Below are 24264 nucleotides of genomic sequence, written 5' to 3' on the forward strand. Positions count from 1 at the left end.
ACATGAGCAAGCCGACCGCACTCGGGACTGTCCCCTGGCCGGCCGACGTCGCGGCGCGGTTCCGCCGTCTGGGCTGGTGGACCGACGACAGCGTCGGAGCGCTGATCTGGCGCACCGCAGACGCTCGCCCCGGGCAGGTGGCCGTCGTGGACGGCGAGGTCCGCATGACCTACTCCGAACTGACACGGCGCGCCGATGCGGCGGCGGAGCGGTTACTCTCCCTGGGCCTGCGGGCCGACGACCGGGTGCTGGTGCAGCTGCCGAACAGCTGGCAGTTCGTGGCGCTGACCCTGGCCATGATGCGCAGCGGCATCATCCCGGTGATGGCACTGCCGGCCCACCGTCGCCACGAACTGGGCCATCTGGCCCGGCTGTCCCAGTGCCGGGCGATCGCCGTTCCCGACCAGTTACGCGGTTTCGACCACCAGTCGCTGGCCCACGAACTGGCGGCAGAACTCGACGATCTGGAGTTCGTCCTGGTGCTGGGCACGACGGCGCAGGGGTCACTGGACCTGAACGATGTGCTCGAGCCGCCTACCGACCCCGCCGCGGCCCGGGCGCGGATCGATGCGCTGGCACCGCATCCTGACTCCCCCGCCTGCTTCCTGATCTCCGGCGGAACCACCGGTCTGCCGAAACTGATCCCCCGCACCCACAACGACTACGTGTGCAACGTACGGGCCACCGCGCAGGCGCTGGCCCTGACCGCTCAGGACGTCTATCTGGGCACGCTGCCCAGCAGCCACAACTTTCCTCTGGCTTGCCCCGGAATCCTCGGCACCCTCCTGGTGGGCGGACGGGTGGTGATGCTGCCCAGCCCGGAACCCGGGCGCGCGTTCGCCACGATCGCCCGGGAGGGCGTCACCGTCGCCGCGGCTGTCCCGGCCGTCGCCCAACGCTGGATCGAACACCAGAATCAAGCCCAGGGCGAAGATCTGGTCTCCCTGCGCGTCCTCCAGGTCGGCGGTTCACGGCTGCCGGACGAGTATGCCCGGCGGGTCCGCCCGGTCCTGGGCTGCACCCTGCAGCAGGTCTTCGGCATGGCCGAAGGGCTGATCAACACCACCCGGCTGGACGACCCGGACGAGGTCATCTGCTCCACCCAGGGCCGCCCGGTGCACCCGGGCGACGAGGTCCGCGTCCTGGACGCCACCGGCACCGACGTGCCCGACGGTGTCCCCGGATCGCTCTACACCCGCGGTCCCTACACCCCCCGCGGGTACTACGACGCGCCCGAACACAACGCCCGTTCCTTCCTGACCGGCGGCTGGTACGGCAGTGGGGACATCGTCATCCGCCGTCCGGACGGCAATCTCGAGGTCCACGGTCGTGACAAGGACATGATCAACCGCGGCGGCGAGAAGATCAGCGCCGAGGAGATCGAGGGCCTGTGCTATCAGCACCCCGACGCGGAGATGGTGGCCGCCGTAGCCATGCCCGACCACTCCCTCGGCGAGCGCCTGTGTCTGTACGTCGTGACCAGACCGGGTGGCCGAATGACCCTGGACGATGTGCGCGAGCACCTGATCGCGGCCGGAGTGGCCGCTTTCAAGCTTCCGGACCGGCTCGAGGTGATCGAGTCCCTGCCCATGACCAAGGTCGGCAAGATCGACAAGAAGGCCCTGCGTCAGGACATCGCCGACCGCCTGCATTCCCTGCCCCACTGACCTCTCTGGAGGCGACCGTGAGTACTCATGCCACCGATCCGGACCTGGTGGCCGGCGCTGCTGTCCCCCCGGCGCCGACGCCGGAGGAGGAACGCCAGATTGCCCAGCTGTACGAGGATTTCGGCCAGGTGAACCTGATCCCGTTGTGGACCCAGATCGGCGAGCTGATGCCGATGACGCCGCAGCCGCAGGCCGTGCCCCACGTATGGCGCTGGAAGACCCTGCTGCCCCTGGCGGCCCGGGCCGGTGACCTGATCCCGGTCGGGCGCGGCGGGGAGCGCCGGGCCATCGCCCTGGCGAATCCGGGACTCGGCGGCCGGCCCTACGCTACCCCGACCTTGTGGGCAGCGATCCAGTACCTCGGCGGTCAGGAAACGGCACCGGAGCACCGGCACTCGCAGAACGCCTTCCGCTTCGTGGTGGAGGGCGAAGGCGTGTGGACCGTGGTCAACGGTGATCCCGTGGCGATGCGCCGAGGCGACTTCCTGCTCACCCCGGGCTGGAACTTCCACGGCCACCACAACGAGACCGACCGGCCGATGGCCTGGATCGACGGTCTGGACATCCCGTTCGTTCACTACACCGACACCAGCTTCTTCGAGTTCGGCAGCGACCGGGTCACCGATGAGTCCACCCCGTCGGTGTCTCGTTCCGAAAAGCTTTGGTGTCATCCAGGCCTGCGGCCGCTGACCGGGCTCCGGGACACGATCTCGTCGCCGATCGGCGCCTACCGATGGGAGCACACCGAGGCCGCCCTGGAGGACCAGCTGGAACTGGAGAGGGCCGGGCACCCGGCCACGGTCGAGCAGGGTCACGCCGCCGTGCGGTACGTCAACCCGACCAACGGCCGCGATGTCCTGCCCACGATCCGCGCCGAGTTCCACCGGTTACGCCCGGGGGCGCGAACGCCCACGCGCCGCGAGGTCGGTTCCAGCGTGTTCCAGGTCTTCGACGGCGCCGGCGCACTCACCGTCGACGGTGATCGGCACCTCGTGGAGAAGGGCGACATGATCGTCGTCCCCTCCTGGAGCGCTCTGGCTCTGAGTACCGATGACGGCCTGGACCTGTTCCGCTTCGGCGACCAGCCGATCGTCGAATCACTCGGTCTGTCAAGGATTCACCAGGAGGACCCCCGGTCATGAAGCTGGCCACGATACGCACCCCCGACGGCACCCGCGCCGTACGTGTGGAGGATGCCCGGGCCGTGGAGATCGGCGTCGCGGATGTCGGCACCCTGCTGGCCCGACCCGACTGGCGGCAGCTCGCCGAGACTGCCTCCGGCCCCGAGCACACCTGGGACGCAGCCGATACGGCCCCGGTCGTCCCCGGGCCCGGCAAGATCTTCTGCGTCGGCCTGAACTACCGCACCCACATCCTGGAAATGGGACGGGACCTCCCCCGGTACCCGACGCTCTTCGCCAAGTTCACCGAAACTCTCACCGGCCCGGGCGATGACATCGAACTCCCGATCGAGGACCCGCAGATCGACTGGGAGGCGGAACTGGCCGTCGTCATCGGGCACAGCGTCCGCCGGGCGGACGAGAAGGCTGCGGCCCGGGCGATCGCCGGGTACACCCTGGCCAACGACGTCTCGATGCGCGGCTACCAGTTCCGCACCAAGGAATGGCTGCAGGGCAAGATCTGGGAGAGCTCCACCCCGGTGGGCCCGATGCTCGTCACCCCGGACGAGTGGCAGCCGGGTGGCATCATCCGGACCACGCTGAACGGGGAGAAGATGCAGGAGGCCTCCACGGCTGACCTGGTCCACGATCCCGTTTTCCTGGTGCAGTACATCTCCGCCATGCTCACCCTGAACCCCGGGGATCTGATCCTGACCGGCACCCCGGGTGGGGTCGGGCACGCCCGGAATCCGGCGCGTTACATCACCTCGGGCGACGTCGTCGAGGTCTCGGTCGACGGGCTGGGCGAGTTGCGTAACCGGTTCGTCGTGTCACCGTCCACATCCGGTCCCGGTGCCTGAAGCATGCCGGTGCATCCAGATGCCCGCCACGCTGCCCAGATGGTGAACGATCTGGGCCTCGTGCGGCTGGGAACAGCCTTCTTCCGCCGCGCGCTGGATCAGCTCGACGACGCGGAACTCGACGCACCGTCGCTGCTGTCGGGCTGGTCGCGCCGCCACCTGGTCGCCCACGTCGGATACAACGCCCGTGCCGTTGCCCGGCTGGTGTCCTGGGCGGACACCGGCGCCGAGAATCCCATGTACGCCTCGCCCCGGGCCCGTGCCGAGGAGATCGACTTCGGCGCCACTCTCGCCCCTGCAGCACTGCGGCACCTGATCGAGCACTCGGCCATCGATCTGGACGTGCGCTGGCGTGACCTGCCCGCGAATCGCTGGTCATTCGTCGTGCGTACGGCCCAGGGCCGGCAGGTGCCGGTCGCCCAGACCCTGTGGATGCGCACCCGTGAGGTATGGCTGCATGCGGTGGACCTGCGATCAGGAGCACAGGTCGAGCAGGTCCCGGTACCGGTGCTCCGTCGCCTCGTCGGCGACGTGCACGCGGCCTGGACGACGCGAGGCACCGGCACCGGCCTCGTCCTGCAGACCACCGACGGACCGGTGCCGGCAGCGTGGGGAGCAGCAGATCCCGGCAGGCCCGACAGTCTCGACACAGTCACGGTCACCGGGTCGACCCCGGACCTGGCGGCCTGGGCCACCGGGCGGATGGACCCCGCTCGGTGGGAGAAGTACCTGGACTGGTCCGGAGGCGCACCGCGACCTGCACCGCACTGGATCTGAGAGGGACACCACCTCCAAAGTGACATAATGACGTCGCCTGCCCCTTGGATGTTTCATTTTCCGGGAGCTGGGTGCAGACTCGATGGATGCGCCAGGCACGGGAGAGACCGGAACATGGGGGCATGACGTCCGTCGCAGATCTCAAGCCCCGCAGCCTCATTCTCGATCTCTTCGGCGAATACTTGCGTTTCACCAGCACGGGCACCCGTCTGAGCCACCTGACCACGCTGCTGGAGACCTTCGAGGTGGCACCTGCGACCGTACGGGTCACCATCTCCCGGCTCCGGCGGGAGGGTTGGTTCGTGAACGAACGATCCGGCCGAGAGACCCGGTACCAGCTGACCGACGGGATGCGCCGCCTCCTGGAAGAAGGCAGGCAGCGGATCTTCGCGCCACCCCCGACCACCTGGCCGGGCGAATGGACGATGGTCACGTACCAGCTCACCGAGGCCGAGCGGCACGAGCGCGACCAGCTCAAGAAAGACCTGGCCTGGCACGGCTTCGGGCCACTGAGCACGTCCACCTGGCTGGCTCCGGGCGACCGTCGCCCGATCGCCCGGGAACTGCTGCAGAATGTCGGTGCGGAACGTGCCGAGATCCTGCGTTGCCTGTCCGACGGGCTGGATCACGACCGGTCCCTGGCCGCACGCTGCTGGGACCTCACGTCCCTGGCCCTCGAGTATGCGGACTTCAACGCTCGACACGAGCCGCTCATCCGCCGGGCTTCCGGCCTCAAGGGCTCGCAGGCACTCGTGGCCCGCACCTTACTGATCTCGCACTACCGGCATTTTCCTTTCCGCGACCCCCAACTGCCGCCGCCGCTGAAGCCTGACGGATGGCCCGGTGATGACGCGTACCAGATCTTCCGCACCGCACACCGGGCGCTCGGGCCCGCAGCCCGGGACTTCGTCAGCGAGGTCGTCGGTGAACAGGTGACCGACGCAGAAGCAGCTTTCGAACAGGTGCCCGCTTCCCGGCCCTGACCAACATGTCGTCGCCATCGGTGGCATGCGACAGACAGACCGACTCCGCCCGTGCCGCCAGTTCCCGGCCGCGCTGCCGATCGAGGGTCAGCACCTCGATGACTGCCGGTTACGGAAGGGGCCTCAGGCCCGTAGAGTCGCCACCGCCTCGTCAAAAAGTTTTCCCGGATCGGCCTTTCCGCCTGATTCGAACCAGGCGTCGACGGCAGCGTCCAGGCAGGCCAGAGCCGCCGCGACGAACGCGCGCGCCCGCGGGTCGGGAGTTGCCGAAGCGGGCAGGCCCAGGCGCCGCTGAATGTCCGGCGCCAGCAACTCCTGCCAGCGCAGGTGCTTCTCCAGGTGACGCGCTCGCAGGGAGGGCGCGTGATGGTACAGCCGGGCCATCTCGAAGCGCTCGTCGATGCTGCCGTGCTGAGCCTGCAGCTCTTCGAACGCCGCCCGGATGGCGGCCCAGGCGTTCTCATCCTCCGGGCGGGCCTCCAGCGCCGCCTTCACCGACTGCCCCAGGGCCTCGGTGTCACCCATGACCAGGTCTTCCTTACTACCGAAGTAGTGGAAGAACGAGCGCCGGGAGATCCCCGCGGCGGCGGCGATCGCCTCGACCGTGGTGGCGTCGAAGCCGTTCTCCCTGAACAACCGCATCGCGGTACTGGTGATCTCGGCGTGCACCGCCCGGCGCGTGCGCTCGCGGAGCGAAGGAGGTTCGGCCATAGGCCCATCGTACGCCGTACTGCATCCAGTGCACCGCGTTGCACTTGGTGCAAGCTTTTGCCTATGGTGCAGACATGTCTTCCCTCGACTTCTCCAGCCAGACCACGATCGTCACCGGCGCCAGCTCCGGCATCGGGGTGGCCTTCGCCCGCGAGCTCGCCCGCCGTGGCTCACACCTGGTTCTGGTGGCCCGACGCCTCGATCGACTTGAGGCCCTCAGCGCCGAACTGGAAACTGCGTACGGGATCCGGGCCACCGCGATCGCCCTCGACCTGAGCCGGCCGGGAGCCGGCCGCACGCTGGCCACCGAGCTCGCCGAGCGCGCGATCGAGGTCACCGGGCTGGTCAACAACGCCGGCTTCGGCACCGACGGCGCGTTCCACCACGAGGATCCGGCGCAGCTCACCGACATGATCAACGTGGACGTCGCCAACCTGGTCGACCTCACCCGGGCCTTCATCGAGCCACTGCGCGCGGCCGGTACCGGCATCCTGGTCAACGTCGCGAGCATGGCCGCCTACCAGCCGAGCCCGGACATGGCGACCTATTCCGCCTGCAAGGTGTTCGTCCTGCATTTCACCGAGGCGCTCTGGTATGAGTCACGCGGAACCGGCCTGCGCGTCCTGTCCCTGTCCCCCGGCCTGACCCGCACCGAGTTCTTCGACGATCTGGCCGGAGGCGCCTACCACGGCCCGCACCAGACACCGGAGCAGGTCGTGGCCACCGCCATGCACCAGCTCGAGCGCAACCGTCGCCCGAGTGTGCAGTCCGGACGCCTCAACGCCGTCGCCGCCGTCCTGCCCCGCTTCCTCACCCGCCGCGCCACCGTGATGATCAGTGGGGTGATCTCGGCGCGCTCCCGTGGAACGGCGGCGGCGTGAACCACCGCTCCACGACTCCGGTCAGCCCGTCACTTCTCCCGAGGTGAGCGGTGATCACGCCGTTCCCCGGGACGGCCGTGGACACCAGAGGGTCAGCCCTGCTCACGCTCGGGGGTTTCGTTCGCTAACGCAACATTAAAGCTCTACTAAGCGTGGCCGCGGCGGCCGGACGCTGTATCGAAGAGTCACTTCCCTACGGAACAATGGCTTTCGCAGGTTTCACGGTGGCACCGACCGAGTCCACCTTCAGATGCCGACCCATCTGGCGTGCCCGCTACCTGAACGTTCACCAGCTCTGTCCAGCTTCTGAAAGGTCCAGTCATGTCAGCGTCGGCACCTCCCCCTCGACACGGCCAACCCGCACGGCGGCGGGCCGCGGTCCTGGCCGCCGGCATCACCACCACCCTCACCGTAGGTCTGGGCATTGCCTACACACAAACCACCGACTCCGCCGCCGGAATCGGCATGGCTGCCACCACCACGACGACCGCCACCAGCACGACAGCCCAAACCGCAGCCGCAGCAAGCACCTCCACCGGTTGCACCGCCAAGCTGACCCCCGGCAAGACGTGGCCAGACCGCTACAACTCCACCGTCACCATCACGGGCGCCGGCACCTGGACCGCCGTCATCACCATGACCGCACCCCAAAAGGTCTCCACCGTCTGGAACGGCACCGCATCATGGGGTGGTGGCAGCGGCGACATCATGACCGTAAAATCCAACGGCTCCGGCAAGACCTTCGGCTTCACCACCCAGTACAACGGAAACACCACCGCACAACCAAAAATCACCTCCTGCACCGCCACCACCAGTACCAGCACCACGAGCCCGACCACCACCCAGAAACCAGCAACCACCACCACGACACCAGCAGCGGCAGCTGACCTCACGGTGAAGACCGGCACCAAGTATCAGACGATCGACGGTTTCGGCTCCGCCGTCTCGATCTGGGGCAGCGCCTGGTCAGCGGCCGAGACGCAGACCCTGTTCGGAACCGGCGCCCAGCAACTGGGTCAATCGATCGTGCGGACCGGCATTTCGCCGGTCCCCAGTGAATGGGCCAACCAGGTCAGCGCTCTCAAGTCCGCAGAGGCATCCGGATCGAACGTGAAGATTCTCGCGACGCCCTGGACGGCGCCGGCGGCATGGAAGACCAATAACAGCCGGATCAACGGCGGCAAGCTGAAGACCGAGTACTACGACGACTACGCCAATCATCTCAACGACTACGTCTCGTACATGAAGAGCCGGGGTGTGAGTATCGACGTCGTGTCCATTCAGAACGAGCCGGACTGGCACCCGGACTACGACGCGATGGACTGGAGTGCCACCGAGCTGAAGAATTTCGTGCGCGACCAGGGCGCGAAGATCAAGAACACCCAGCTGATGGTGGCCGAGAGCCTGAACATGGACGACAGTCTCACCGACCCGCTGCTCAAGGATGCCACCGCCCGGAACAACATCGGCTACATCGGTGGGCATCTGTACGGCGCCGAGGACGCCGGCCATCTGAAGGCCTACGGGCTGGCCGACCAGTACCAGAAGCCGGTCTGGATGACCGAGTGGAACTATCACAAGGCTGCCAGCGACACCTCCACGGCCTGGAGCCAGCCCGGAAATCAGGCCGTCTGGGACGAGACCCTGGACGACGTCATGCGCACGGTGCACAAGTCGATGGAAGCGAACTGGAGCGCTTACATCTGGTGGTACGGCAAGCGCTACTACTCGTTCATCGGCGACGGCAATGCCGGTACCACGACAGGAGCACCTCTCAAGCGGGGCTACGCGTTCTCGCAGTACGCGAAGTATGTGCGACCCGGTGATCAGCGAGTCGCGGTCTCCCAGAGCTCTAAGGCCTCTGCGCTGGAAGTCACCGCCTACCAGGGCAGCGGGAAGATCAAGCTGGTGATCTTGAATCGCTCGACGAAGGCGATCAGCAACGCCGTGATCCAGGCGCCCCAGACCGTTTCGAAGGCCGAGGACTACCTCACCTCGAGAACGGCCAACGCGGCCAGCCAGACGGCCGGCATCAACGGTCAGCAGGTCACCGTCGATGTTCCCGCCCGCAGCATCTCGACGGTCATCCTCTCCCAGTAGCGGACGACCGCCCGATCCCAGGTCCTGCGCAGGGCGAGGGCTACTCCGGGGCAAGTTCCGGCAACAGTCGCCGGAACGTGCCCCGGACCAGCTCCTGCGGCGAGCGCTCGATGCCCAGGCCCCTGAGCCCCCCGCTGAGAGACAGCACGGCCATGCCGTGCAAGGCGATCCAGACGGCCACGGCCGCCTCCCGGGCGTCGCCCGGCACCATGTGACCCGTCTTCTGGGCTTCGGCGACCGCTTCGAGCAAGGGGACGAAGGTGTCGGTGCCGACCGTCTCGGAGTCCAGTGGGTGGCTCCCGAACATCATCGAGAAGACGTCTCCGTTGTCGACGGAGAACTGGACGTAACGGATCCCCAGCTCGATCACGCGCTGCCCGGCATCGAACGAGGCCGGGAAAGGGCACAGGAGCGCGGTGGACAACTCCCGGTACCCCTCACTGCAGACCGCGGCGAGAAGCGCGTCTTTACTGGCGAAATGGCGGTAGGCCGACGCCGGGCTGACCCCGATCCGGCGGGCCAGCTCATTCAGGCTGAACTTGTCTCCACCGCGCTCGCGCAGCATGACCCGGGCCCCCTCGATGAAGGCACCCCGTAGATCGCCGCGCTGGTAGCGGGTGTACTTCGCCCCGGATGCCGGGGCTTCCCCTGATGAACTCACACCGCTAGTGTACGCCCATCACCAAGTGAACGGCATTAACTTGGTGAACGACGTGAACACGACCCGATCTATGTCATCAGGGAGCACCCATGGACACCATGCGAGCCGCACAGTTCGACGCCTACGGAGACGCGGAGGTCCTGCACGTCTCCACCGTCGAGCGCCCCCGGGCGGACGCGGGCAAGGTGCTGGTGCGGGTGGAGGCCGCGTCGGTGAACCCGCACGACCTGTTCACCCGCTCCGGAGCCCTGCGGTTGATCAGCGGCCGCACGTTCCCCCTGGGAACGGGGCTCGACTTCGCCGGGACGGTGGTCGGGTCGAATCCGGAGTCCGGGTTCGAAACCGGCGCACAGGTGTGGGGTTCGGTGCCGGCCATGAAGTCGCACGCCACCGGCACCATGGCCGAGTACGTGGTGGTCACCCCCGACCGCATCGGCCCGCGCCCGCCGGAGCTGACGCCGGCCGAGGCCGCCGCATTCGTGGTCGCCGGCACCACGGCGATCCGCGCCCTTCAGGATGTCGCCGAACTACAGCCCGGCGAGAAGGTCCTGATCCGTGGAGCGGCCGGCGCGGTCGGGCTGGCCGCCGTCCGGATCGCCGTGGCCCTCGGCGCCTCGGTCACCACACTGTCGAGCCATCGTGACCTCGACCTGCTCCGTGAACTGGGCGCCGAGCACGTGCTCGACTACCGGACCACCGAACCGACCCAGATCGAACGTCAGGACGTCATTTTCGACACCGCCGGAACCGACCTCCTCGCCTTCCGCCGTCGCCTGAACCGGCGAGGAAGAATGGTCACGATCGCCTTCACCTCAGCAGCCGCTTTTGCTGCCATCGGCACCTCGACGGTGTTCGGGTCCCGGCGCATCCGGGCCTTCAGCAGTGACGCCCAGCGCGATCTCCTCGACCGCCTGGCGAAATTCGTCGTCACCGGCGTGCTGCGACCGGATGTGGCCGCGACCTACGACATCGACGACATCGTCAGCGCCCACCTCGCCCAAGAAGGTCGCGGAGCGCGGGGCAAGCACGTCGTCGTCCTGCCGGGTGCCAACGAGAACTGAGACCTGGGAAGATACATCGGTCCTACAAGCTCTGCTCCTTCTGTCAGGAGGCGCGGTGCAGGACGTCGGCCACCCAGTCCGCGATGTAGACGCTCACGTGGGAGAGGTGGTCCAGTCCGATGTGCTCGGCCCCGCCTTCCTCCTGCGTGAAGATCCGCAGCTCCCGGTGAGGGCTGTTGACGGCCTGGTCGTAGGAGCGATGGGCGTACTCCAGCGGGATCTGCCGGTCGTTCTCACCGTGGCAGATCAGGAACGGCACGTCGATGTTCTCCACGACGCCGTCGAGGTGGATCTGGTCGGCGAAGTCGACGAACGGGTCCAGGTCGTCGTACCCCCACACCCACAGCACGTGCTCCCAGTAGTGCGGAACCGGGCGCTCGCCCTCACGTTCCAGGCGGCGTCGCTGCACCGCGCCCCAGTTGTGGTTGGCACCCCAGGCCACGACGAGGGCCAGGCGCTTCTCGAAGGCCGCGGCCCGGGGGGCGTAGTAGCCGCCGAGAGACCAGCCCACCAGGCCGATGCGCGCGGGGTCGACGTCGTCGCGGGTCAGGAGGTAGTCGACACAGGCGGTGGCCCAGGCCTCGGAGTCGACGCGGGCGGTCAGTTCCTGCAGGCGCAGGGCCTCTCCGGAACCGGGGCAGTCGACCATGAGGCAGGAGATACCGCGGGCGGCGAGTTCCTGCCAGTGGCCGCTGGAGTACATGTGCTCCTTGGTCGAGTCCAGCCCGTTGAACATGATCATGACCGGGGCCCGGCCCTCGCCCGGAGCCGCGCTGAAGTAGGCCGGCAGGGTGGTGTCCTCATAGGGCACCAGCACCCGGGTGATGCTGGGGTCCTTCAGGTCAAAGGCCTTCTGCTGGAGTTCGAGCACCCGGCGGTAGCACTCCAGACGGCCCGGGCTGGAAGCACTCTGGAGCCTCTCGGCCTGGGCCAGGTAGTTGGTGGCCCGGGCGTACAGCTGGCCGGCGGTACGGGTGTGCCCGGCCTTCTCGGCGTCCTGGGCCTGGATGACCAACTGGTCGGTGAGCCCGGTCCAGGCGGCCAGGAAGTCGGTGGTGCCGCCGTCCTCCCCCCGCAGCGCGGCTTCGCGGATCGGGCGGCAGGCTCGGTCGACCTCGTCGATCAGGCCCCCGGAGTTCAGGGTGGCCACGACCCCGAGGTTCCAGGGGTAGTTTCCGGAGAAGTACTCGAACACGATGGTTCCTCTCGTACGGGCCGTACAGGTCTCAGCGTCGGCGGTTACGGGGCCGGGCAGCCGGCACGGGTGGTAGCTGGATGCCGGGGACCACCCGGTTGGCGATGCTGCCGATGCCCTCGACGGACATCTCGACCACATCGCCGGGTTTCAGGGGTGCCGGTTCCTGGACGCCCCGACGGCCCCACAGCTCGGCCAGGCAGCCGCCGTTGCCGCAGGTTCCGGAGCCGAGCACGTCGCCGGCACGCACCATCGAGCCGCGGGAGGCGTAGGCGACGAGTTCGGCGAACGGCCAGCCCATGTTCGAGAGCCGGTCCCGCCCCACCGCCTCGCCGTTGACCGAGACCCGCATCGACGAGGACAGGAACCCCTCCTCGTCCCGGAACGGGGCCATCTCGTCCGCGGTGACCAGCCAGGGGCCCAGGGTGGTGGCGAAGTCCTTCCCCTTGGCCGGGCCGAGACTGACCCGCATCTCGCGGCGCTGCAGATCGCGCGCCGACCAGTCGTTCATCACGGTGTACCCGAAAATGGCCTGCTCGGCCTCGGGAACAGTCAGCGATGATCCCGATTCTCCCACCACCGCGGCGACTTCCAGCTCGAAGTCCAGCAGCGAGCAACCCGGTGGAACGGGGACGTCGTCGTGGGCACCGATCAGGGTGTGGGGGTTGGTGAAGTAGAACGTCGGTGCCTGGTACCACTCCGGCACCACGCCCGCATCGCCCCCGACGCTGCGCACCACCCCCTCGACGTGTTCCTCGAAGGCCACGAAGTCACGGACCGACGGTGGCTGCAGGGGAGGGAGCAGACGCACGGTGTTCAGCGGTTCCGGCGGGTTGCGCAGGGTTGCGGCCCCCAGTTCCAGAGCCGCCGGCAGACCTCGGCGGACAAGATCCAGCATCGAGATGCTGTCGGAGAAGGCATGGACGCCGGCGTCACTCACGACGCCCGCGACGGCAGAACCGCCGACGGCCCAGGTGGCGAATCGCATCGTGCCCCCCGGTCAGACCGGCGGGGCCACGAACAGGCCCCGGTCCGGGTCGTTGAACGACCGGCGGGCGACGAACTCGTTCATCGCGTTCGCCGTTCCCCACTGGTCGGACACCCCGGGATCGGTGAAGTCGTAGATGTGCGGGTGCCAGGTGTCCTCGTCGATCTCGTCGAGCTCGGTGGTGTACTCCAGGGTGTTGCCGTGCGGGTCGAGGAAGTAGCTGAAGGTGTTGTTCCCGGCCAGATGCCGGCCCGGTCCCCAGATCTTCTCCACCCCGGCGCGCAGCAGTCGTCCGGTCCCGCGCATGTACTCGTCCAGACCACGCATCTCGAACGAGGCGTGGTGCAGGGAGGGGTGCGGGCCGCGGGCGATGGCCAGACTGTGATGCCAGGCGTTGATCCGCAGGAACCACATCATCTCGCCCCGGTGTGGGTGCATCAGGGTGTCGGTCAGGGCGAAGCCCAGGTGCCTCTCGTAGAACCGGCGGGTGCCGTCGGGGTCGGCGGAATTGAGGACGACGTGGGAGAGACGGACGGGGACGTCCTCACCCGCCTCGATCTTGCGGTGCTCGCGCACCGCGACGTCGGAGCTGACCTCCACGGTCCGGCCCTCGTGGTCGAAGAAGCGGAAACCGTAGCCTCCACCGGGGGTCTGGAGTTCGCGGGGCTCGTGGACCAGCTGTACCCCGTCACCGGCCAGCCGGGTGGCCAGCCGGTCCACGTCGGCGGCCGTCGCGGCACCGAAGGCAATCAGGTCGATTCGTTTGTCCTGAGCCTGACGCAGGCGCACGACGTACTGCTCCGGCGAGCCCTCGGCCGCGAGGAAGGTCAGGTTGCCGTCGCTGTGCTCGGGCCTCAGCCCCCACGCGTCCCGGTAGAACTCCAGTTGGCGGGCGTGGTCCGGCACTGCCAGGTCGACGTGCCGCAGGTGCGTGATCAGTCGTTCGGTCATCGTGGTCGGCTCCTTTGCCGAGAGGCAGAACGATTCAGGCCGCAGGTGTGACGAGGTCGGAAACGGTGCGCATCAGACCGGGAACATCACCCCGCTCGTGGTTCAGCAGCCAGCCGGCGAGCTGGTTGGAAGCCTCGACCACCGTGCGAGCCCGCTCGAACCGGCGGGCGGTGAAGGCGTCCCAGAGCACGTCGTCCACCCGCTCGTGCGTCACCAGCAGGTCGGCCAGCACCGCCGCGTCCTCCAGCGCCATGGCCGCTCCCTGGGCGAGGGTGGGCGGGCACGAATGGGCGGCATCACCGATCAGGACCGCCCGGCCCCGGTTCCACGGGGCCGGCAGCACATGGCTCTCGAACCGCGTGTAATTGATGGTGGACGCGTCGGTCAGGTTCTCGCGGATGTCGTCCCAGGGCCCGTGGTAGGCCTGCGCGAGATGCTTCATCGTGCTCAGCCTCTCCTCCGGGGACAACGCCGATCGGTCCTGGGCGCGCTCCACGATGTAGGCGTAGAGCGAGTTCTCACCGGTCGGGCAGTATCCGGCGATGAAGGAGGGCCCGCCGTAGTAGAGGTCGGTGCGCACCACGCTGTCGGGGCGGGGGCCGAAGGCCCGCCAGATGCCCATGCCGACCGGGGTGACCGTCAGGTCGACGCCGACCAGCCGGCGCACGGTCGACCGGATGCCGTCGGCCCCGATCACCAGGTCGTAGGCCGACACCGATCCGTCGGCGAAGGTCACCTCGACCCCGTCGCGGTCCTGTTCGAGCCCGGTGACGGTCTCCCCGAAGCGGATCTTGACCCCGGCCGCGGCGGTCCGCTCGATCAGGATCCGGGCCAGCTCGGCGCGGGGCATCCCGACGGTCGCGGGCAGGTCCTCACCGCCGGTGCGGGCATCGGGTATCTCGGCCAGCAGCGTGCCCGCGGGATCGGGTGCCCGCAGGCCGAGACTGTCGAAGGCATAGCCCTCGGCGCGCACGCCGTCCCAGACGCCGACCTGCCGTAGAACTCTCAAGGCGTTGCCCTGCAGGGTGATGCCGGATCCGGCGGTGGTGGGCCCGGGGGTCTTCTCGACCAGGTCGACGGCCACTCCGGCCTGCGCGAGCAGGATCGCGACGCCGGTACCGGCGACTCCTGCCCCGACCACGAGCACGTTCTCGACTGCGGGCATGAAACGGGCTCCTTCGTCCACTGTTCTCTACTTGATCGCGATGGGGTTCACCGGTGAGCCGACCGCCCCGGTCACCGGTAGCGGCGCGGCGGTCAGGAGGAAGTCCCAGACGCCGTCGTGTGCGCAGTCGGCCGCCAGGGCGTCCAGGTCCCACATCTCCCCGATGAACAGGCCGATGTGGGGGATGACGACCTGGTGCAGCGGCTGGAAGGCCACCTCGAACTCGTTCGGGCGCACCTCGAAACCCCAGGTGTCGGTGGCGACGGCGGCGATCTCGGTGTCGTGCAGCCAGTCGGCGGTGGTGAAGGACAGTCCGGGGGCCGCTCCCCCGGCGTAGTCGCACCAGCCGCGCCCGGCCGCCAGGTCACGCCGGGCGCGGGTGAGCCGGCCGGTGCGCACGAGCAGGATGTCCCCGCGCCCGACCGAAACCCCCTGCCGGGCGGCTGTCTCGTCCAGGTGCCCGGCGGTGACGGCGAACCCGTCGGTCAGTTCACCGTCCTGCCCGAGGGTCCGGGCGACGTCCAGCAGCACGCCCCGGCCGGCGATCTGTGAGGCAGCCGTCTCGATGCCGGTCACCCGGTCGCCCTCACTGGTGACCACGTCACCCGCAGCTCTCCCGTTCCAGGCCCGGCCGTGATCGAAGATGTGCCCCAGGCCGTCCCACTGCGTGGAGGACTGCAAGGGCATGAAGATCACGTCGTCGGCACCGCCGAGGCCGTGGGGGAAGCCCTGGACGCCGCGTTCGGCGTCGGTCCCGGTGTCCAGCATGGTGTGCACCGGATTGGTCCGGCGTCGCCAGCCGTTCTGCGGGCCGTTCGTGTCGAAGGGCAGTGACAGGGAGAAGCTCACTCCCCGTCGTACCAGCGCCGCGCCCTCACGGCGTTTTTCGTCGTCCAGGAAGTTCAGGGTGCCGATCCGGTCGTCCTCACCCCATCGTCCCCAGTTGGAACACCGTTGTGCCGCGGCGGCAATGGCGCCCTCGGGGTTCTGCGGGTCGGGTGGGTCGGGCGGGCTCAGCGGTGGGGGCATGTCGGGTCCTCCTCGAAGCGACCCGCCCACTCTCTGCCGTGCGTCGTGCCGGTGGGAAGACCGGATGTCTGATGGGGGCTATCCATGCCATTGATGGGTGGGGATACTCGGCGTCATGAATCTGGCCCGGCTGGACCTGAACCTGCTGGTCGCCCTGGATGCGCTGCTGCGTCACCGCAACGTGACCCGGGCGGCGGCCGAAATGGGCCTGAGCCAGCCCGCGCTGTCCGCGTCGCTGGCCCGGTTGCGCCGGCACTTCGGTGACGATCTGCTCACCCGGGTCGGCAACGACTACCAGCTGACTCCCCTGGCCGCCCAGCTGGAGTCGCTGGTCCGGGTGGCGGTGGCCGGCGCCGAGAAGGTCTTCGCGGCTCCGGCCGCGTTCGTCCCGGCGTCCTCCACCCGTGAGTTCTCCCTGCTGATCAGTGACTACGCGGTGTCCGTGCTGGGCGACACCGTGGCGGCGATCCTGGCCGACGAGGCCCCCGGTGTGCGCCTGCGGCTGGCCGGGAACCATCCCGGTGCGGTGGACCGGGCCGACAAGTCCCTGCTCACCACCGATCTGCTGGTCATGCCCCACGGGTTCGTCACCGAACTTTCGCACGCCGATCTGTACCAGGACGAATGGGTCTGCCTGGTGTCCGCCGGCGCACCGGCCGTCCACCGGGGTGGGCTGAACCTCGACGATCTGCGGGAGCTGCCCTGGGTGGTCACCTATCACAGCCCGACGGCCTCCACCCCGGCCGCCCGGCAGATGCGGATGCTCGGCGTCGAGCCGCGCGTCCAGATCGTCACCGAGAGCTTCCTGACCGTCCCGCCCCTGGTCGCAGGCACCAACCGGGTGGCTCTGCTGCAACGCCGCCTGGTCGACCTGCTGCCCCTGAACGCCGGGGTGCGAGCCCTGCCGTGCCCATTCGAGGTGGCTCCGCTGATCGAGGCGATGTGGTGGCACCCGGCCTACGACAACGACGCGGAGCACCTGTATCTGCGCGATGTGGTCCTGCGGGCGGCCCACCGGGCCACCACACCCCCGGCCGGCACCTGAGCCCATCCACGTCATCGATACCTGACGCCCGCCCGGAGAACGAGCAAGTCCCGGGTGCTGGTCAGACGATCAGCCGGGCCTCCTCTCAGCGTCCGGCGGTGCTCTCCCGCACCACGACCGACGGCTCCAGCGTGATGGTCCGGTGCCGGTGGGTCTCGACCGGCTCGGCGAGTTCTTCCAGCAGCAGCTTCATCCCGGCCTCCCCGAGTTCCTGCCCCCGCATGGTCACCGAGGTGAGCGGGATGACGCCACCCCAGGCGACGGAGTTGTGGTCGCAGCCCATGACCGCCACGTCGTCGGGCACGCGCACTCCCGCGGCGGCGAACTCACCGATCACGGCCATGGCCAGCAGGTCGGTGACCGCCAGGACGGCATCGGGACGCCGGCGCCGGGGGGTGGCGACCAGCTGCGCCCCGGCCAGCGTTCCGCTGGGAGGATTCAGGTCGGGGGTGGGGACGTCGTCCACGGAGACTCCCGGTGATTCGGCGACGGCGCGCAGTACTCCCTGCCGGCGCAGGATGACGGGCTGCGCCTGGCTGTTGCCGCCCACGAAGGCGAGGCGCCGGCGGCCCAGGTCGATGAGATGGCGCGCGGCCAGGTAGCCGACCTGCTCGTTGTCGATCAGGGCAGCGCAGCAGTCGTCCTGGTGTGAGCGGTAGTTCACGAGAACGAACGGTTTGCCCCAGTCCCGCAGCAAGGCGATGTCCTCGTGCGGATCCAGACCGGGCGCCAGCAGAACCCCGCCGGTGCGGGCCCGGTGCAGGAACTCCAGATGCCCTCGCTGCTGCTCCGGGTCGTTGTCGCTGTCGGCCAGCTGCAGGTCCAGCCCCTCGGCCCGGGCGGCGCGCTGGGCTCCCCGGGCCATGTCGACGAAGAGGGAGTTCATCAGGTCGGTGACGACCAGTCCCACCGTTCGGGAGACCCCCGACGCCAGAGCACTGGCCGCCCCGTCGCGGGTGAAGCCGAGTTCGGCGATAGCGACGTTGATCCGCTCAAGTGTGGAACCGGCCACCCGATCCGGATGGTTGAGGGCGTTCGAGACGGTGCCCGGTGAGACCCCGGCGCGCGCGGCAACGTCGTGCAGCTTGGGCCGATTTCCGAGTCGTGGTCGTTGCGCCCGAGCTCCCGCCGTCATGCCGAAACTATATCCCGAACTGGTTGAAGCGCTTTAATCCATCAGCTATGGTCGCCGCTTAAAGCGCTTCAATGAAGAGGCCGTTCCCTCCCGAACGGCGGCGCTGCTGCACTTTCAAGGAGGAAACGTGGCAACAGCACATGCACGTCCGCGCCTGGTGGCGGGAGCGATCGCCGTGACCGGCGCCCTGGCCCTGGCCGCGTGCGGGGGAACCGCGTCGGGCGGTGCCGGTGGTGGCGCCGGCAGCTCGGAGTTCTCCTTCGTGGGCCTGACCAGCAACCAGACACCCGCCAAGACCCTGACCGCCCTGAGCACCCAAACGTGCGCCGACGCCAACACGGCGGCACCGCTGAAGGCCGACACGGTCGAGCAGACCTCACAGGACCAGAAGCTGCAACTGCTCGCCGGCCAGGACGCTCTTCCCACGGCGATGATCGCACCGAACACCCCCAGCCTGGTCGGGCAGCTGATCAAGAACAAGCAGCTGGTCGACCTGACCAAGGAACTTGATGCCGCGGGCCTGAGCGACGCGGTCCTGCCGGCCGCCGCCTCGACGATCGAGAAGCTGTACGGGCAGGAGAATCTGTACGCGCTGCCGAACGAGTTCAACATCGAGGGCATCTGGTACAACAAGAAGATCTTCGCCGACAACGGCATTGAGGTGCCCGGCACCTGGGACGAGCTGGTGGCCGCCACCGCCAAGCTGAAATCCGCTGGAGTACAGCCGATCACCGCTGACGGCAAGGACGGTTGGCCGATCACCCGCTGGGTGGGGGCCTATCTGTTCCGGGCCCTGGGCCCGGACGCCCTGCAGAAGGTCGCCGACGGATCAGCCAAGCTCACCGACCCCGACTACGTCAAGGCCGCCGACGCGGTCTCGGCGCTGGGCACGGCGGGCGCGTTCGGGAAGAACGTGGCCTCCAACGACTACAACGGCACCATCAACGATTTCCTCACCGGCAAGTCAGCCATGATCTACATGGGATCCTGGATGCTGTCGAACATCAACGACACCTCCCAGAACAAGATCGGCGAGGAGAACATCGGTTTCATGCCGTTCCCGGCGGTGACCGGTGGCGCCGGCAGCATCGACCAGATACCGGCGAACGTCGGGCAGCCGATCCTGCTGAGCCAGAAGTCCTACGGCACCAACACTGCCGCCTGGCTCAAGTGCATCGTCACCACCTACGGCGACGAGGTCCTCGAGACCTCGGGCGTCATCTCCGGTTTCAAGCTCAGCGAGAAGCACGACCTGCCGCCCGTCACCCAGGTCGTCCAGGACCAGGTCTCCGGCGCCAAGAGCAGCGTGCTGTGGTTCGAGGCGCTGTTCAGCGCCCAGGCCACCACGGTCAGCCAGCAGCAGGGCGGCCTGCTCGGGCGCGGCGACCTCAGTGGCGCCGACTTCATGTCCAAGGTGCAGGCAGCGCTGTAACTCTCGACTCGGGGCGGGTGCTCCGGACCGGCGTCCGGAGCACCCGCGGCAAGGGAGAACCATGAAAGACGTCCTGGGTGACAAGCGCGCCGTCCTGCTGCTGGTCGGTCCGGCCCTGCTGATCTACACCCTCATCACGATCGTGCCGATCGGCTGGTCGCTGGTGTACTCGTTCTACTCCGGCGGACTGCTCAGCGGCATGCAGTTCACCGGTCTCGACAACTTCACGAAGTTCTTCTCCGACACCACTGCGCTGCAGGCACTGTGGTTCACCGTGCGGTATGCCTTCATCGTCACGATCGCGCAGGTAGCCCTGGGCTACCTGCTGGCGCTGCTGTACGTCTTCATGCTGCGGCGGGCCTCGAACCTCATCCGCACCGTGGTGTTCTTCCCCGTGATTCTGCCGACCGTGGCGGTGGCCCTGCTGTTCCAGCAGATGTTCCAGGTCGCCCCGACGACCGGACCGGTCAACGGCGCACTGGAGTGGTTCGGCGGCAGTGGTCAAGATTTCCTGGGCAGCCCCGGCGGTGCGTTCTGGGTGCTGATCGCCATGGACCTGTGGCGTTCCATGGGCTTCTACGCGGTGCTGCTCTACGCGGGACTGCTCGACATCCCGGAAGACATCCTCGAGGCAGCCCGCATCGACGGGGCCGGCACCTTGAACCTGGTGCGGCGCATTGTGCTTCCGCTGTCGCTGCCGGTGCTGCTGTCCTCACTGATCTTCAGCATCAACGGAACCCTGAAGGTGTTCGACTCGATCGTGGCACTGACCAACGGCGGGCCCGGTGGCTCCACGATGCCGTTGACCCTGCACATGTTCCAGACCTCCTTCACCTACGGCGACTACGGCTACGGCTCCACGATCGCGACGATCCTCACGATCTTGTGCCTGATGTTCACGGTCCTCATCTTCCGGTCCACGCGCCGCGACATCGCGAAAGGCTGATCGTGAGCACAACCCTCACCCCGCAGATCGAAAAGCCTCGGACCACGGCACCTCGGCGTCCCGGGCGACCGGGACGTCTGCTGCGTCGCCTACCCGTGTACCTGATCGTGGGCGTCCTGCTGCTGATCGTGGTCTATCCACTCGTGTGGCTGCTGCTGAGCTCCTTCAAGACCCAGGACGAGTTCCTGAACAAGCCGTTCTGGACCCTGCCCGGCCAGTGGAGTCTCAGCAACTACGAAAGCGCCTTCACCCAGGCCCATATGGGCACCTATCTGCTCAACAGCGTCTTGACGGTCTTTCCCGCCCTGTTCATCGCCCTGTTCGTCGGGGTCGCCGCGGCCTTCGGCCTCGAGGTGCTGGTCTGGCGCGGTCGGGGATCGGTACTGCTGTACTTCCTGGCCGGCATCATGGTTCCCGGCCAGATGCTTCTGCTGCCCCTGTTCACCATCTACTTCCACCTGCACCTGACCGGCACCCGCTGGCCGCTGATCATCACCTACACCGCGATGGCCATCCCGCTGACGGTGTTCATGGTCGCCACCTACTTCCGCGCCGTGCCGCGAGAGTTGTTCGAGGCCGCCACGATCGACGGCGCCGGGGTTCTGCGGATGTTCTGGTCGATCGGGATCCCGGTGGTGCGCAACGCCATCATCACCGTCGCGCTCGTGCAGTTCTTCCTGCTGTGGAACGACCTGCTGATCGCGCTGACCTTCACCAACGACGAGAGCCTGCGCACGGTCCAGGTCGGCCTGCTGAACTTCACCGGGCAGTACGGATCCGTGCAGTACGGTCCTCTGTTCGCCGCGATCTCGGTGAGCATCCTCGGTGTCCTCGTCTTCTATCTGTTCCTCAACCAGCGTGTCATGCGTGGCCTGGCCGCCGGATCGGTCAAGGGATGAGCCCGCACCACCACCCCGACGACCCTCACGCCATCTCGGCACGCAGCGAACGGATACACCCCATGGCCCCCCGCCCGAGCGCACCCACTGTCGAGCACCTGAGCGAGCCGCTCGGTATCGGCACCGCCACACCCCGACTCGGATGGACCACCCAGGCCGAGCCCGCCTGGCGCCAGGCAGCTTATGAACTGCAGATCGAACGGGGCCGGCAGACGGGCCATTTCACCGTGGCCGGCGCCGATCAGGTGCTCGTGCCCTGGCCCGACGCACCGCTGGCCTCCCGGGAGCAGGCTCACGTCCGGGTGCGGGTCACCGGTGAGGACGGCAGCGTCTCGCCCTGGTCGCCGGCCACGGTTCTGGAGGCCGGCCTGCTGCACGCCCTGGACTGGAGCGCGGCCGGCGTGCGCCCGGGCTGGACCGAGGACGCCTCGGACTCCGAGCGCCGGCCGCCGCAGTTCCGGCGCGGGTTCTCGCTGCCCGCCGCCGTGACCCGGGCCCGCCTGTACGTGACTGCCCACGGCGTGTACGAGGTCGAGATCAATGGTTCCCGGGTGGGTCGGGAGGCACTCAATCCCGGCTGGACGGTCTACCAGCAGCGGCTGCGCTACCACACCTACGACATCACCGATCAGCTGCGCGAGGGCGAGAACGCGATCGGTGCGTGGATGGGCGACGGCTGGTGGCGTGGGCGTTACGGCTTCCACGGCGGCACGCTCAACATCTACGGCACCGACATCGCCCTGCTGGCCCAGCTGGAGATAGACCTCGCTGACGGCACGAGCCTGCGCATCGGAACCGACGCCGACTGGAGCGCCCACCCCTCCCCCGTCCTGCACAGCAGTCTGTACGTCGGCGAGACGTATGACGCGGCCGCGCTGTCGCCCGGCTGGTCGTCCCCGGGCTTCGACGACTCGGCCTGGAAACCGGTCGCCATCGCCGAGTTCGCGACCGGCACCCTGGTCGCCCCGGACGGGCCCCCGGTGCGCTGCACCGAGGACCTGCGCCCGGTCAGCGTCGGGCGCACCGGCCCGGACACCCTGCTGGTGGACTTCGGCCAGAACTTCGCCGGCCGCGTGCACCTGGCCGCCGACCGGGGCGTCGACCCCGAACTGAGCATCCACCACGCCGAACTGCTCCAGGACGGCGCGCTGTTCACCCGCAACCTGCGGGGCGCCACCTCCGTCGACCGCTACCTCGGTTCGGACGGGTCCATCGACTGGGAGCCGCGCTTCACCATCCACGGCTTCCGGTACGCGGAGATCCGCGGCTACCGCGGTGAGATCGACCAGCTGCGCATCACCGGCCGGGTCTACCACTCGGACATGCGCCGCACCGGCTGGCTCGAGACCTCCCACGACGGCCTGAACCGCCTGCACGAGAACGTGCGGTGGAGCATGCGCAGCAACTTCGTCGACGTGCCGACCGACTGCCCGCAACGGGACGAGCGCCTGGGCTGGACCGGTGATCTCCAGGTCTTCGCCCCCACCGGCAGTTACCTCTACGACCTCTCCGGGTTCGTCACCAGCTGGCTGCGTGACGTCGAGGTGGAGCAGCAGCGTTTCGGCACCGTGCCGTGGTACGTGCCCGTCATCCCGGGCGCGCCCCAGTGGACACCGATCAACCCCGGCGCGGTCTGGGGCGACGTGGCCGTCCTGACCCCGTGGACGCTGTACGAGCGTTTCGGTGACACCGGCGTACTCGAGAACCAGTACGCCAGCGCGCGGGCCTGGGTGGACCAGGTCGAGCGCCTGGCCGGCCCCTCCCGGCTCTGGAACTCCGGCATGCAGCTGGGCGACTGGCTCGATCCGGCGGCGCCACCGGAAGACCCGACGCTCGCCCTGACCGACCCCTATCTGGTGGCCACGGCGTACTTCGCGTGGTCGGCGCAGCGGCTGTCACAGACCGCCGCCGTCCTGGGACGAGGGGACGACGCCGAGCGGTACGGGCGTCTGGCCCGCGAGGTGCGGACCGCGTTCGGGGCCGAATGGGGTCGCAGCGACGGGCTGCTGACGAACGGGACACAGACCGGGTACGCGCTGGCCATTGCCTTCGACCTGCTCGACGACCCGGAGCGGGCCGGCGCCGAACTGGCTGCCCTGGTGCGGGCCCGGGGGAACCGGGTCGGCGCCGGTTTCGCCGGGGTCAACCTGGTCGCCGACGCACTCAGCCGGACCGGGCAGCTGGAAACGGCTTTCGATCTGCTGCTGGAGGAACGGACGCCGTCGTGGCTGTCCATGGTGGGTAAGGGCGCCACCACGATGTGGGAACGCTGGGACAGCCTCCTGGACGACGGCACCGTCAACCCGGGCGAGATGAACTCGTTCAACCACTACGCGCTCGGCTCGATCGCGGACTGGATGCACCGGGTCATCGGCGGGATCGAGCCCCTGGAGCCAGGTTACCGGCGAATCCGCTTCGCACCCGTCCCCGGTGGCGACCTCACCGGTGCCCGGGCCCGTCACGACAGCCCGTACGGGACGATCGAATGCGTGTGGACGCGGGTGGACGGCAGCCTGGACGTGAGTGTCACGCTACCGATCGGCACCACGGGTGTCGTCGAGGTGGCGGGGCTGCAACGGCGTGAGGTGGGACCGGGCACCCACCTCTTCACCATCCCGCAGTAGGAACCGGGAACGGCGCCGGGCTCTTCCGGCGCC

Annotated in this window: 21 protein-coding genes; 13 read left to right on the forward strand and 8 right to left on the reverse strand. The window is 68.3% G+C overall.

Features of this window, described 5'->3' with window-relative positions:
* Positions 1-2 precede the first annotated feature (2 nt).
* The 5 genes from QSK05_RS15135 (at position 3) to QSK05_RS15155 (ending at position 5408) form a co-directional block, all read left to right on the forward strand.
* Positions 3-1667, forward strand: a complete 1665-nt coding sequence (locus QSK05_RS15135; protein ID WP_285597830.1) for a (2,3-dihydroxybenzoyl)adenylate synthase — start codon at positions 3-5, stop codon at positions 1665-1667.
* A gap of 17 nt (positions 1668-1684) precedes the next feature.
* Positions 1685-2809: a cupin domain-containing protein gene (locus tag QSK05_RS15140; RefSeq protein ID WP_285597831.1), complete on the forward strand. Its 1125-nt coding sequence runs from the start codon at positions 1685-1687 to the stop codon at positions 2807-2809.
* Complete coding sequence (locus QSK05_RS15145) at positions 2806-3648, forward strand: fumarylacetoacetate hydrolase family protein (protein WP_285597832.1); 843 nt, start codon at positions 2806-2808, stop codon at positions 3646-3648. Before QSK05_RS15140 ends, QSK05_RS15145 begins: the two co-directional genes overlap by 4 nt.
* A 39-nt stretch (positions 3649-3687) precedes the next feature.
* Positions 3688-4425, forward strand: coding sequence for a maleylpyruvate isomerase family mycothiol-dependent enzyme (locus QSK05_RS15150; RefSeq protein WP_285597833.1), 738 nt, complete (start codon positions 3688-3690; stop codon positions 4423-4425).
* Positions 4426-4547: 122 nt separating this feature from the next.
* Positions 4548-5408, forward strand: coding sequence for a PaaX family transcriptional regulator (locus QSK05_RS15155; RefSeq protein ID WP_285597834.1), 861 nt, complete (start codon positions 4548-4550; stop codon positions 5406-5408).
* Positions 5409-5531: 123 nt separating this feature from the next.
* Here QSK05_RS15155 and QSK05_RS15160 read toward each other — a convergent pair whose 3' ends face one another.
* Positions 5532-6119, reverse strand: coding sequence for a TetR/AcrR family transcriptional regulator (locus QSK05_RS15160; RefSeq protein ID WP_285597835.1), 588 nt, complete (start codon positions 6117-6119; stop codon positions 5532-5534).
* 74 nt (positions 6120-6193) lie between these two features.
* On the opposite strand from QSK05_RS15160, the gene QSK05_RS15165 reads away from it, so the two are divergent.
* Positions 6194-7000 carry an SDR family NAD(P)-dependent oxidoreductase gene (locus tag QSK05_RS15165; RefSeq protein ID WP_285597836.1) on the forward strand — a complete coding sequence of 269 codons (807 nt, stop codon included), beginning with the start codon at positions 6194-6196 and terminating at the stop codon, positions 6998-7000.
* Positions 7001-7321: 321 nt separating this feature from the next.
* Positions 7322-9100, forward strand: coding sequence for a glycoside hydrolase (locus QSK05_RS15170; RefSeq protein WP_285597837.1), 1779 nt, complete (start codon positions 7322-7324; stop codon positions 9098-9100).
* Positions 9101-9140: 40 nt separating this feature from the next.
* Here the strand turns inward: QSK05_RS15170 and QSK05_RS15175 are convergent, their stop codons facing one another.
* Positions 9141-9761 (reverse strand): TetR/AcrR family transcriptional regulator, encoded by a 621-nt coding sequence (locus QSK05_RS15175; protein ID WP_285597838.1) that lies wholly within the window; start codon positions 9759-9761, stop codon positions 9141-9143.
* Positions 9762-9850: 89 nt separating this feature from the next.
* On the opposite strand from QSK05_RS15175, the gene QSK05_RS15180 reads away from it, so the two are divergent.
* On the forward strand, positions 9851-10822 hold the full coding sequence (locus QSK05_RS15180) for an NAD(P)-dependent alcohol dehydrogenase (RefSeq protein WP_285597839.1): 972 nt from the start codon (positions 9851-9853) through the stop codon (positions 10820-10822).
* A 43-nt stretch (positions 10823-10865) separates the two neighbouring features.
* Here the strand turns inward: QSK05_RS15180 and QSK05_RS15185 are convergent, their stop codons facing one another.
* From QSK05_RS15185 to QSK05_RS15205, 5 genes are read right to left on the reverse strand one after another with little or no spacing between them, the layout of a single operon-like run.
* Positions 10866-12017, reverse strand: a complete 1152-nt coding sequence (locus QSK05_RS15185; RefSeq protein ID WP_285597840.1) for an alpha/beta hydrolase family protein — start codon at positions 12015-12017, stop codon at positions 10866-10868.
* 31 nt (positions 12018-12048) lie between these two features.
* Entirely contained in the window at positions 12049-13005 is a 957-nt protein-coding gene (locus QSK05_RS15190) for a fumarylacetoacetate hydrolase family protein (RefSeq protein ID WP_285597841.1), read from the reverse strand.
* A 12-nt stretch (positions 13006-13017) separates the two neighbouring features.
* Complete coding sequence (locus QSK05_RS15195; RefSeq protein WP_285597842.1) at positions 13018-13956, reverse strand: VOC family protein; 939 nt, start codon at positions 13954-13956, stop codon at positions 13018-13020.
* 34 nt (positions 13957-13990) lie between these two features.
* Positions 13991-15121, reverse strand: a complete 1131-nt coding sequence (locus QSK05_RS15200; RefSeq protein ID WP_285597843.1) for an FAD-dependent oxidoreductase — start codon at positions 15119-15121, stop codon at positions 13991-13993.
* Between the two features lie 27 nt (positions 15122-15148).
* A complete protein-coding gene (locus tag QSK05_RS15205) occupies positions 15149-16150 on the reverse strand; it encodes a cyclase family protein (RefSeq protein WP_285597844.1) in 1002 nt (333 codons plus the stop codon).
* A gap of 115 nt (positions 16151-16265) precedes the next feature.
* On the opposite strand from QSK05_RS15205, the gene QSK05_RS15210 reads away from it, so the two are divergent.
* Positions 16266-17195 (forward strand): LysR family transcriptional regulator, encoded by a 930-nt coding sequence (locus QSK05_RS15210; protein WP_285597845.1) that lies wholly within the window; start codon positions 16266-16268, stop codon positions 17193-17195.
* A gap of 85 nt (positions 17196-17280) precedes the next feature.
* Here QSK05_RS15210 and QSK05_RS15215 read toward each other — a convergent pair whose 3' ends face one another.
* On the reverse strand, positions 17281-18330 hold the full coding sequence (locus QSK05_RS15215; RefSeq protein ID WP_285597846.1) for a LacI family DNA-binding transcriptional regulator: 1050 nt from the start codon (positions 18328-18330) through the stop codon (positions 17281-17283).
* Between the two features lie 127 nt (positions 18331-18457).
* Between QSK05_RS15215 and QSK05_RS15220 the strand changes: the two genes are divergently transcribed.
* From QSK05_RS15220 to QSK05_RS15235, 4 genes are all read left to right on the forward strand, one after another.
* On the forward strand, positions 18458-19762 hold the full coding sequence (locus QSK05_RS15220; RefSeq protein WP_285597847.1) for an ABC transporter substrate-binding protein: 1305 nt from the start codon (positions 18458-18460) through the stop codon (positions 19760-19762).
* 61 nt (positions 19763-19823) lie between these two features.
* On the forward strand, positions 19824-20708 hold the full coding sequence (locus QSK05_RS15225) for a carbohydrate ABC transporter permease (protein WP_285597848.1): 885 nt from the start codon (positions 19824-19826) through the stop codon (positions 20706-20708).
* A gap of 2 nt (positions 20709-20710) precedes the next feature.
* Positions 20711-21607: a carbohydrate ABC transporter permease gene (locus tag QSK05_RS15230; RefSeq protein ID WP_285597849.1), complete on the forward strand. Its 897-nt coding sequence runs from the start codon at positions 20711-20713 to the stop codon at positions 21605-21607.
* Between the two features lie 62 nt (positions 21608-21669).
* On the forward strand, positions 21670-24231 hold the full coding sequence (locus tag QSK05_RS15235) for a glycoside hydrolase family 78 protein (protein WP_285597850.1): 2562 nt from the start codon (positions 21670-21672) through the stop codon (positions 24229-24231).
* The last annotated feature ends 33 nt before the right edge of the window (positions 24232-24264 follow it).

The sequence above is a fragment of the Kineosporia sp. NBRC 101731 genome (genome assembly GCF_030269305.1).
Taxonomy (GTDB): domain Bacteria; phylum Actinomycetota; class Actinomycetes; order Actinomycetales; family Kineosporiaceae; genus Kineosporia.

What these genes read in the sequence shown, in the direction of transcription:
- QSK05_RS15135 (WP_285597830.1), top strand. Translation starts at nt 3, where the DNA reads ATGAGCAAGCCGACCGCACTCGGGACTGTCCCCTGGCCGGCCGACGTC.
- QSK05_RS15145 (WP_285597832.1), top strand. Translation starts at nt 2,806, where the DNA reads ATGAAGCTGGCCACGATACGCACCCCCGACGGCACCCGCGCCGTACGT.
- QSK05_RS15150 (WP_285597833.1), top strand. Translation starts at nt 3,688, where the DNA reads ATGGTGAACGATCTGGGCCTCGTGCGGCTGGGAACAGCCTTCTTCCGC.
- QSK05_RS15155 (WP_285597834.1), top strand. Translation starts at nt 4,548, where the DNA reads ATGACGTCCGTCGCAGATCTCAAGCCCCGCAGCCTCATTCTCGATCTC.
- QSK05_RS15160 (WP_285597835.1), bottom strand. Translation starts at nt 6,119, where the DNA reads ATGGCCGAACCTCCTTCGCTCCGCGAGCGCACGCGCCGGGCGGTGCAC.
- QSK05_RS15165 (WP_285597836.1), top strand. Translation starts at nt 6,194, where the DNA reads ATGTCTTCCCTCGACTTCTCCAGCCAGACCACGATCGTCACCGGCGCC.
- QSK05_RS15170 (WP_285597837.1), top strand. Translation starts at nt 7,322, where the DNA reads ATGTCAGCGTCGGCACCTCCCCCTCGACACGGCCAACCCGCACGGCGG.
- QSK05_RS15180 (WP_285597839.1), top strand. Translation starts at nt 9,851, where the DNA reads ATGGACACCATGCGAGCCGCACAGTTCGACGCCTACGGAGACGCGGAG.
- QSK05_RS15190 (WP_285597841.1), bottom strand. Translation starts at nt 13,005, where the DNA reads ATGCGATTCGCCACCTGGGCCGTCGGCGGTTCTGCCGTCGCGGGCGTC.
- QSK05_RS15195 (WP_285597842.1), bottom strand. Translation starts at nt 13,956, where the DNA reads ATGACCGAACGACTGATCACGCACCTGCGGCACGTCGACCTGGCAGTG.
- QSK05_RS15200 (WP_285597843.1), bottom strand. Translation starts at nt 15,121, where the DNA reads ATGCCCGCAGTCGAGAACGTGCTCGTGGTCGGGGCAGGAGTCGCCGGT.
- QSK05_RS15205 (WP_285597844.1), bottom strand. Translation starts at nt 16,150, where the DNA reads ATGCCCCCACCGCTGAGCCCGCCCGACCCACCCGACCCGCAGAACCCC.
- QSK05_RS15210 (WP_285597845.1), top strand. Translation starts at nt 16,266, where the DNA reads ATGAATCTGGCCCGGCTGGACCTGAACCTGCTGGTCGCCCTGGATGCG.
- QSK05_RS15215 (WP_285597846.1), bottom strand. Translation starts at nt 18,330, where the DNA reads ATGACGGCGGGAGCTCGGGCGCAACGACCACGACTCGGAAATCGGCCC.
- QSK05_RS15225 (WP_285597848.1), top strand. Translation starts at nt 19,824, where the DNA reads ATGAAAGACGTCCTGGGTGACAAGCGCGCCGTCCTGCTGCTGGTCGGT.
- QSK05_RS15235 (WP_285597850.1), top strand. Translation starts at nt 21,670, where the DNA reads ATGGCCCCCCGCCCGAGCGCACCCACTGTCGAGCACCTGAGCGAGCCG.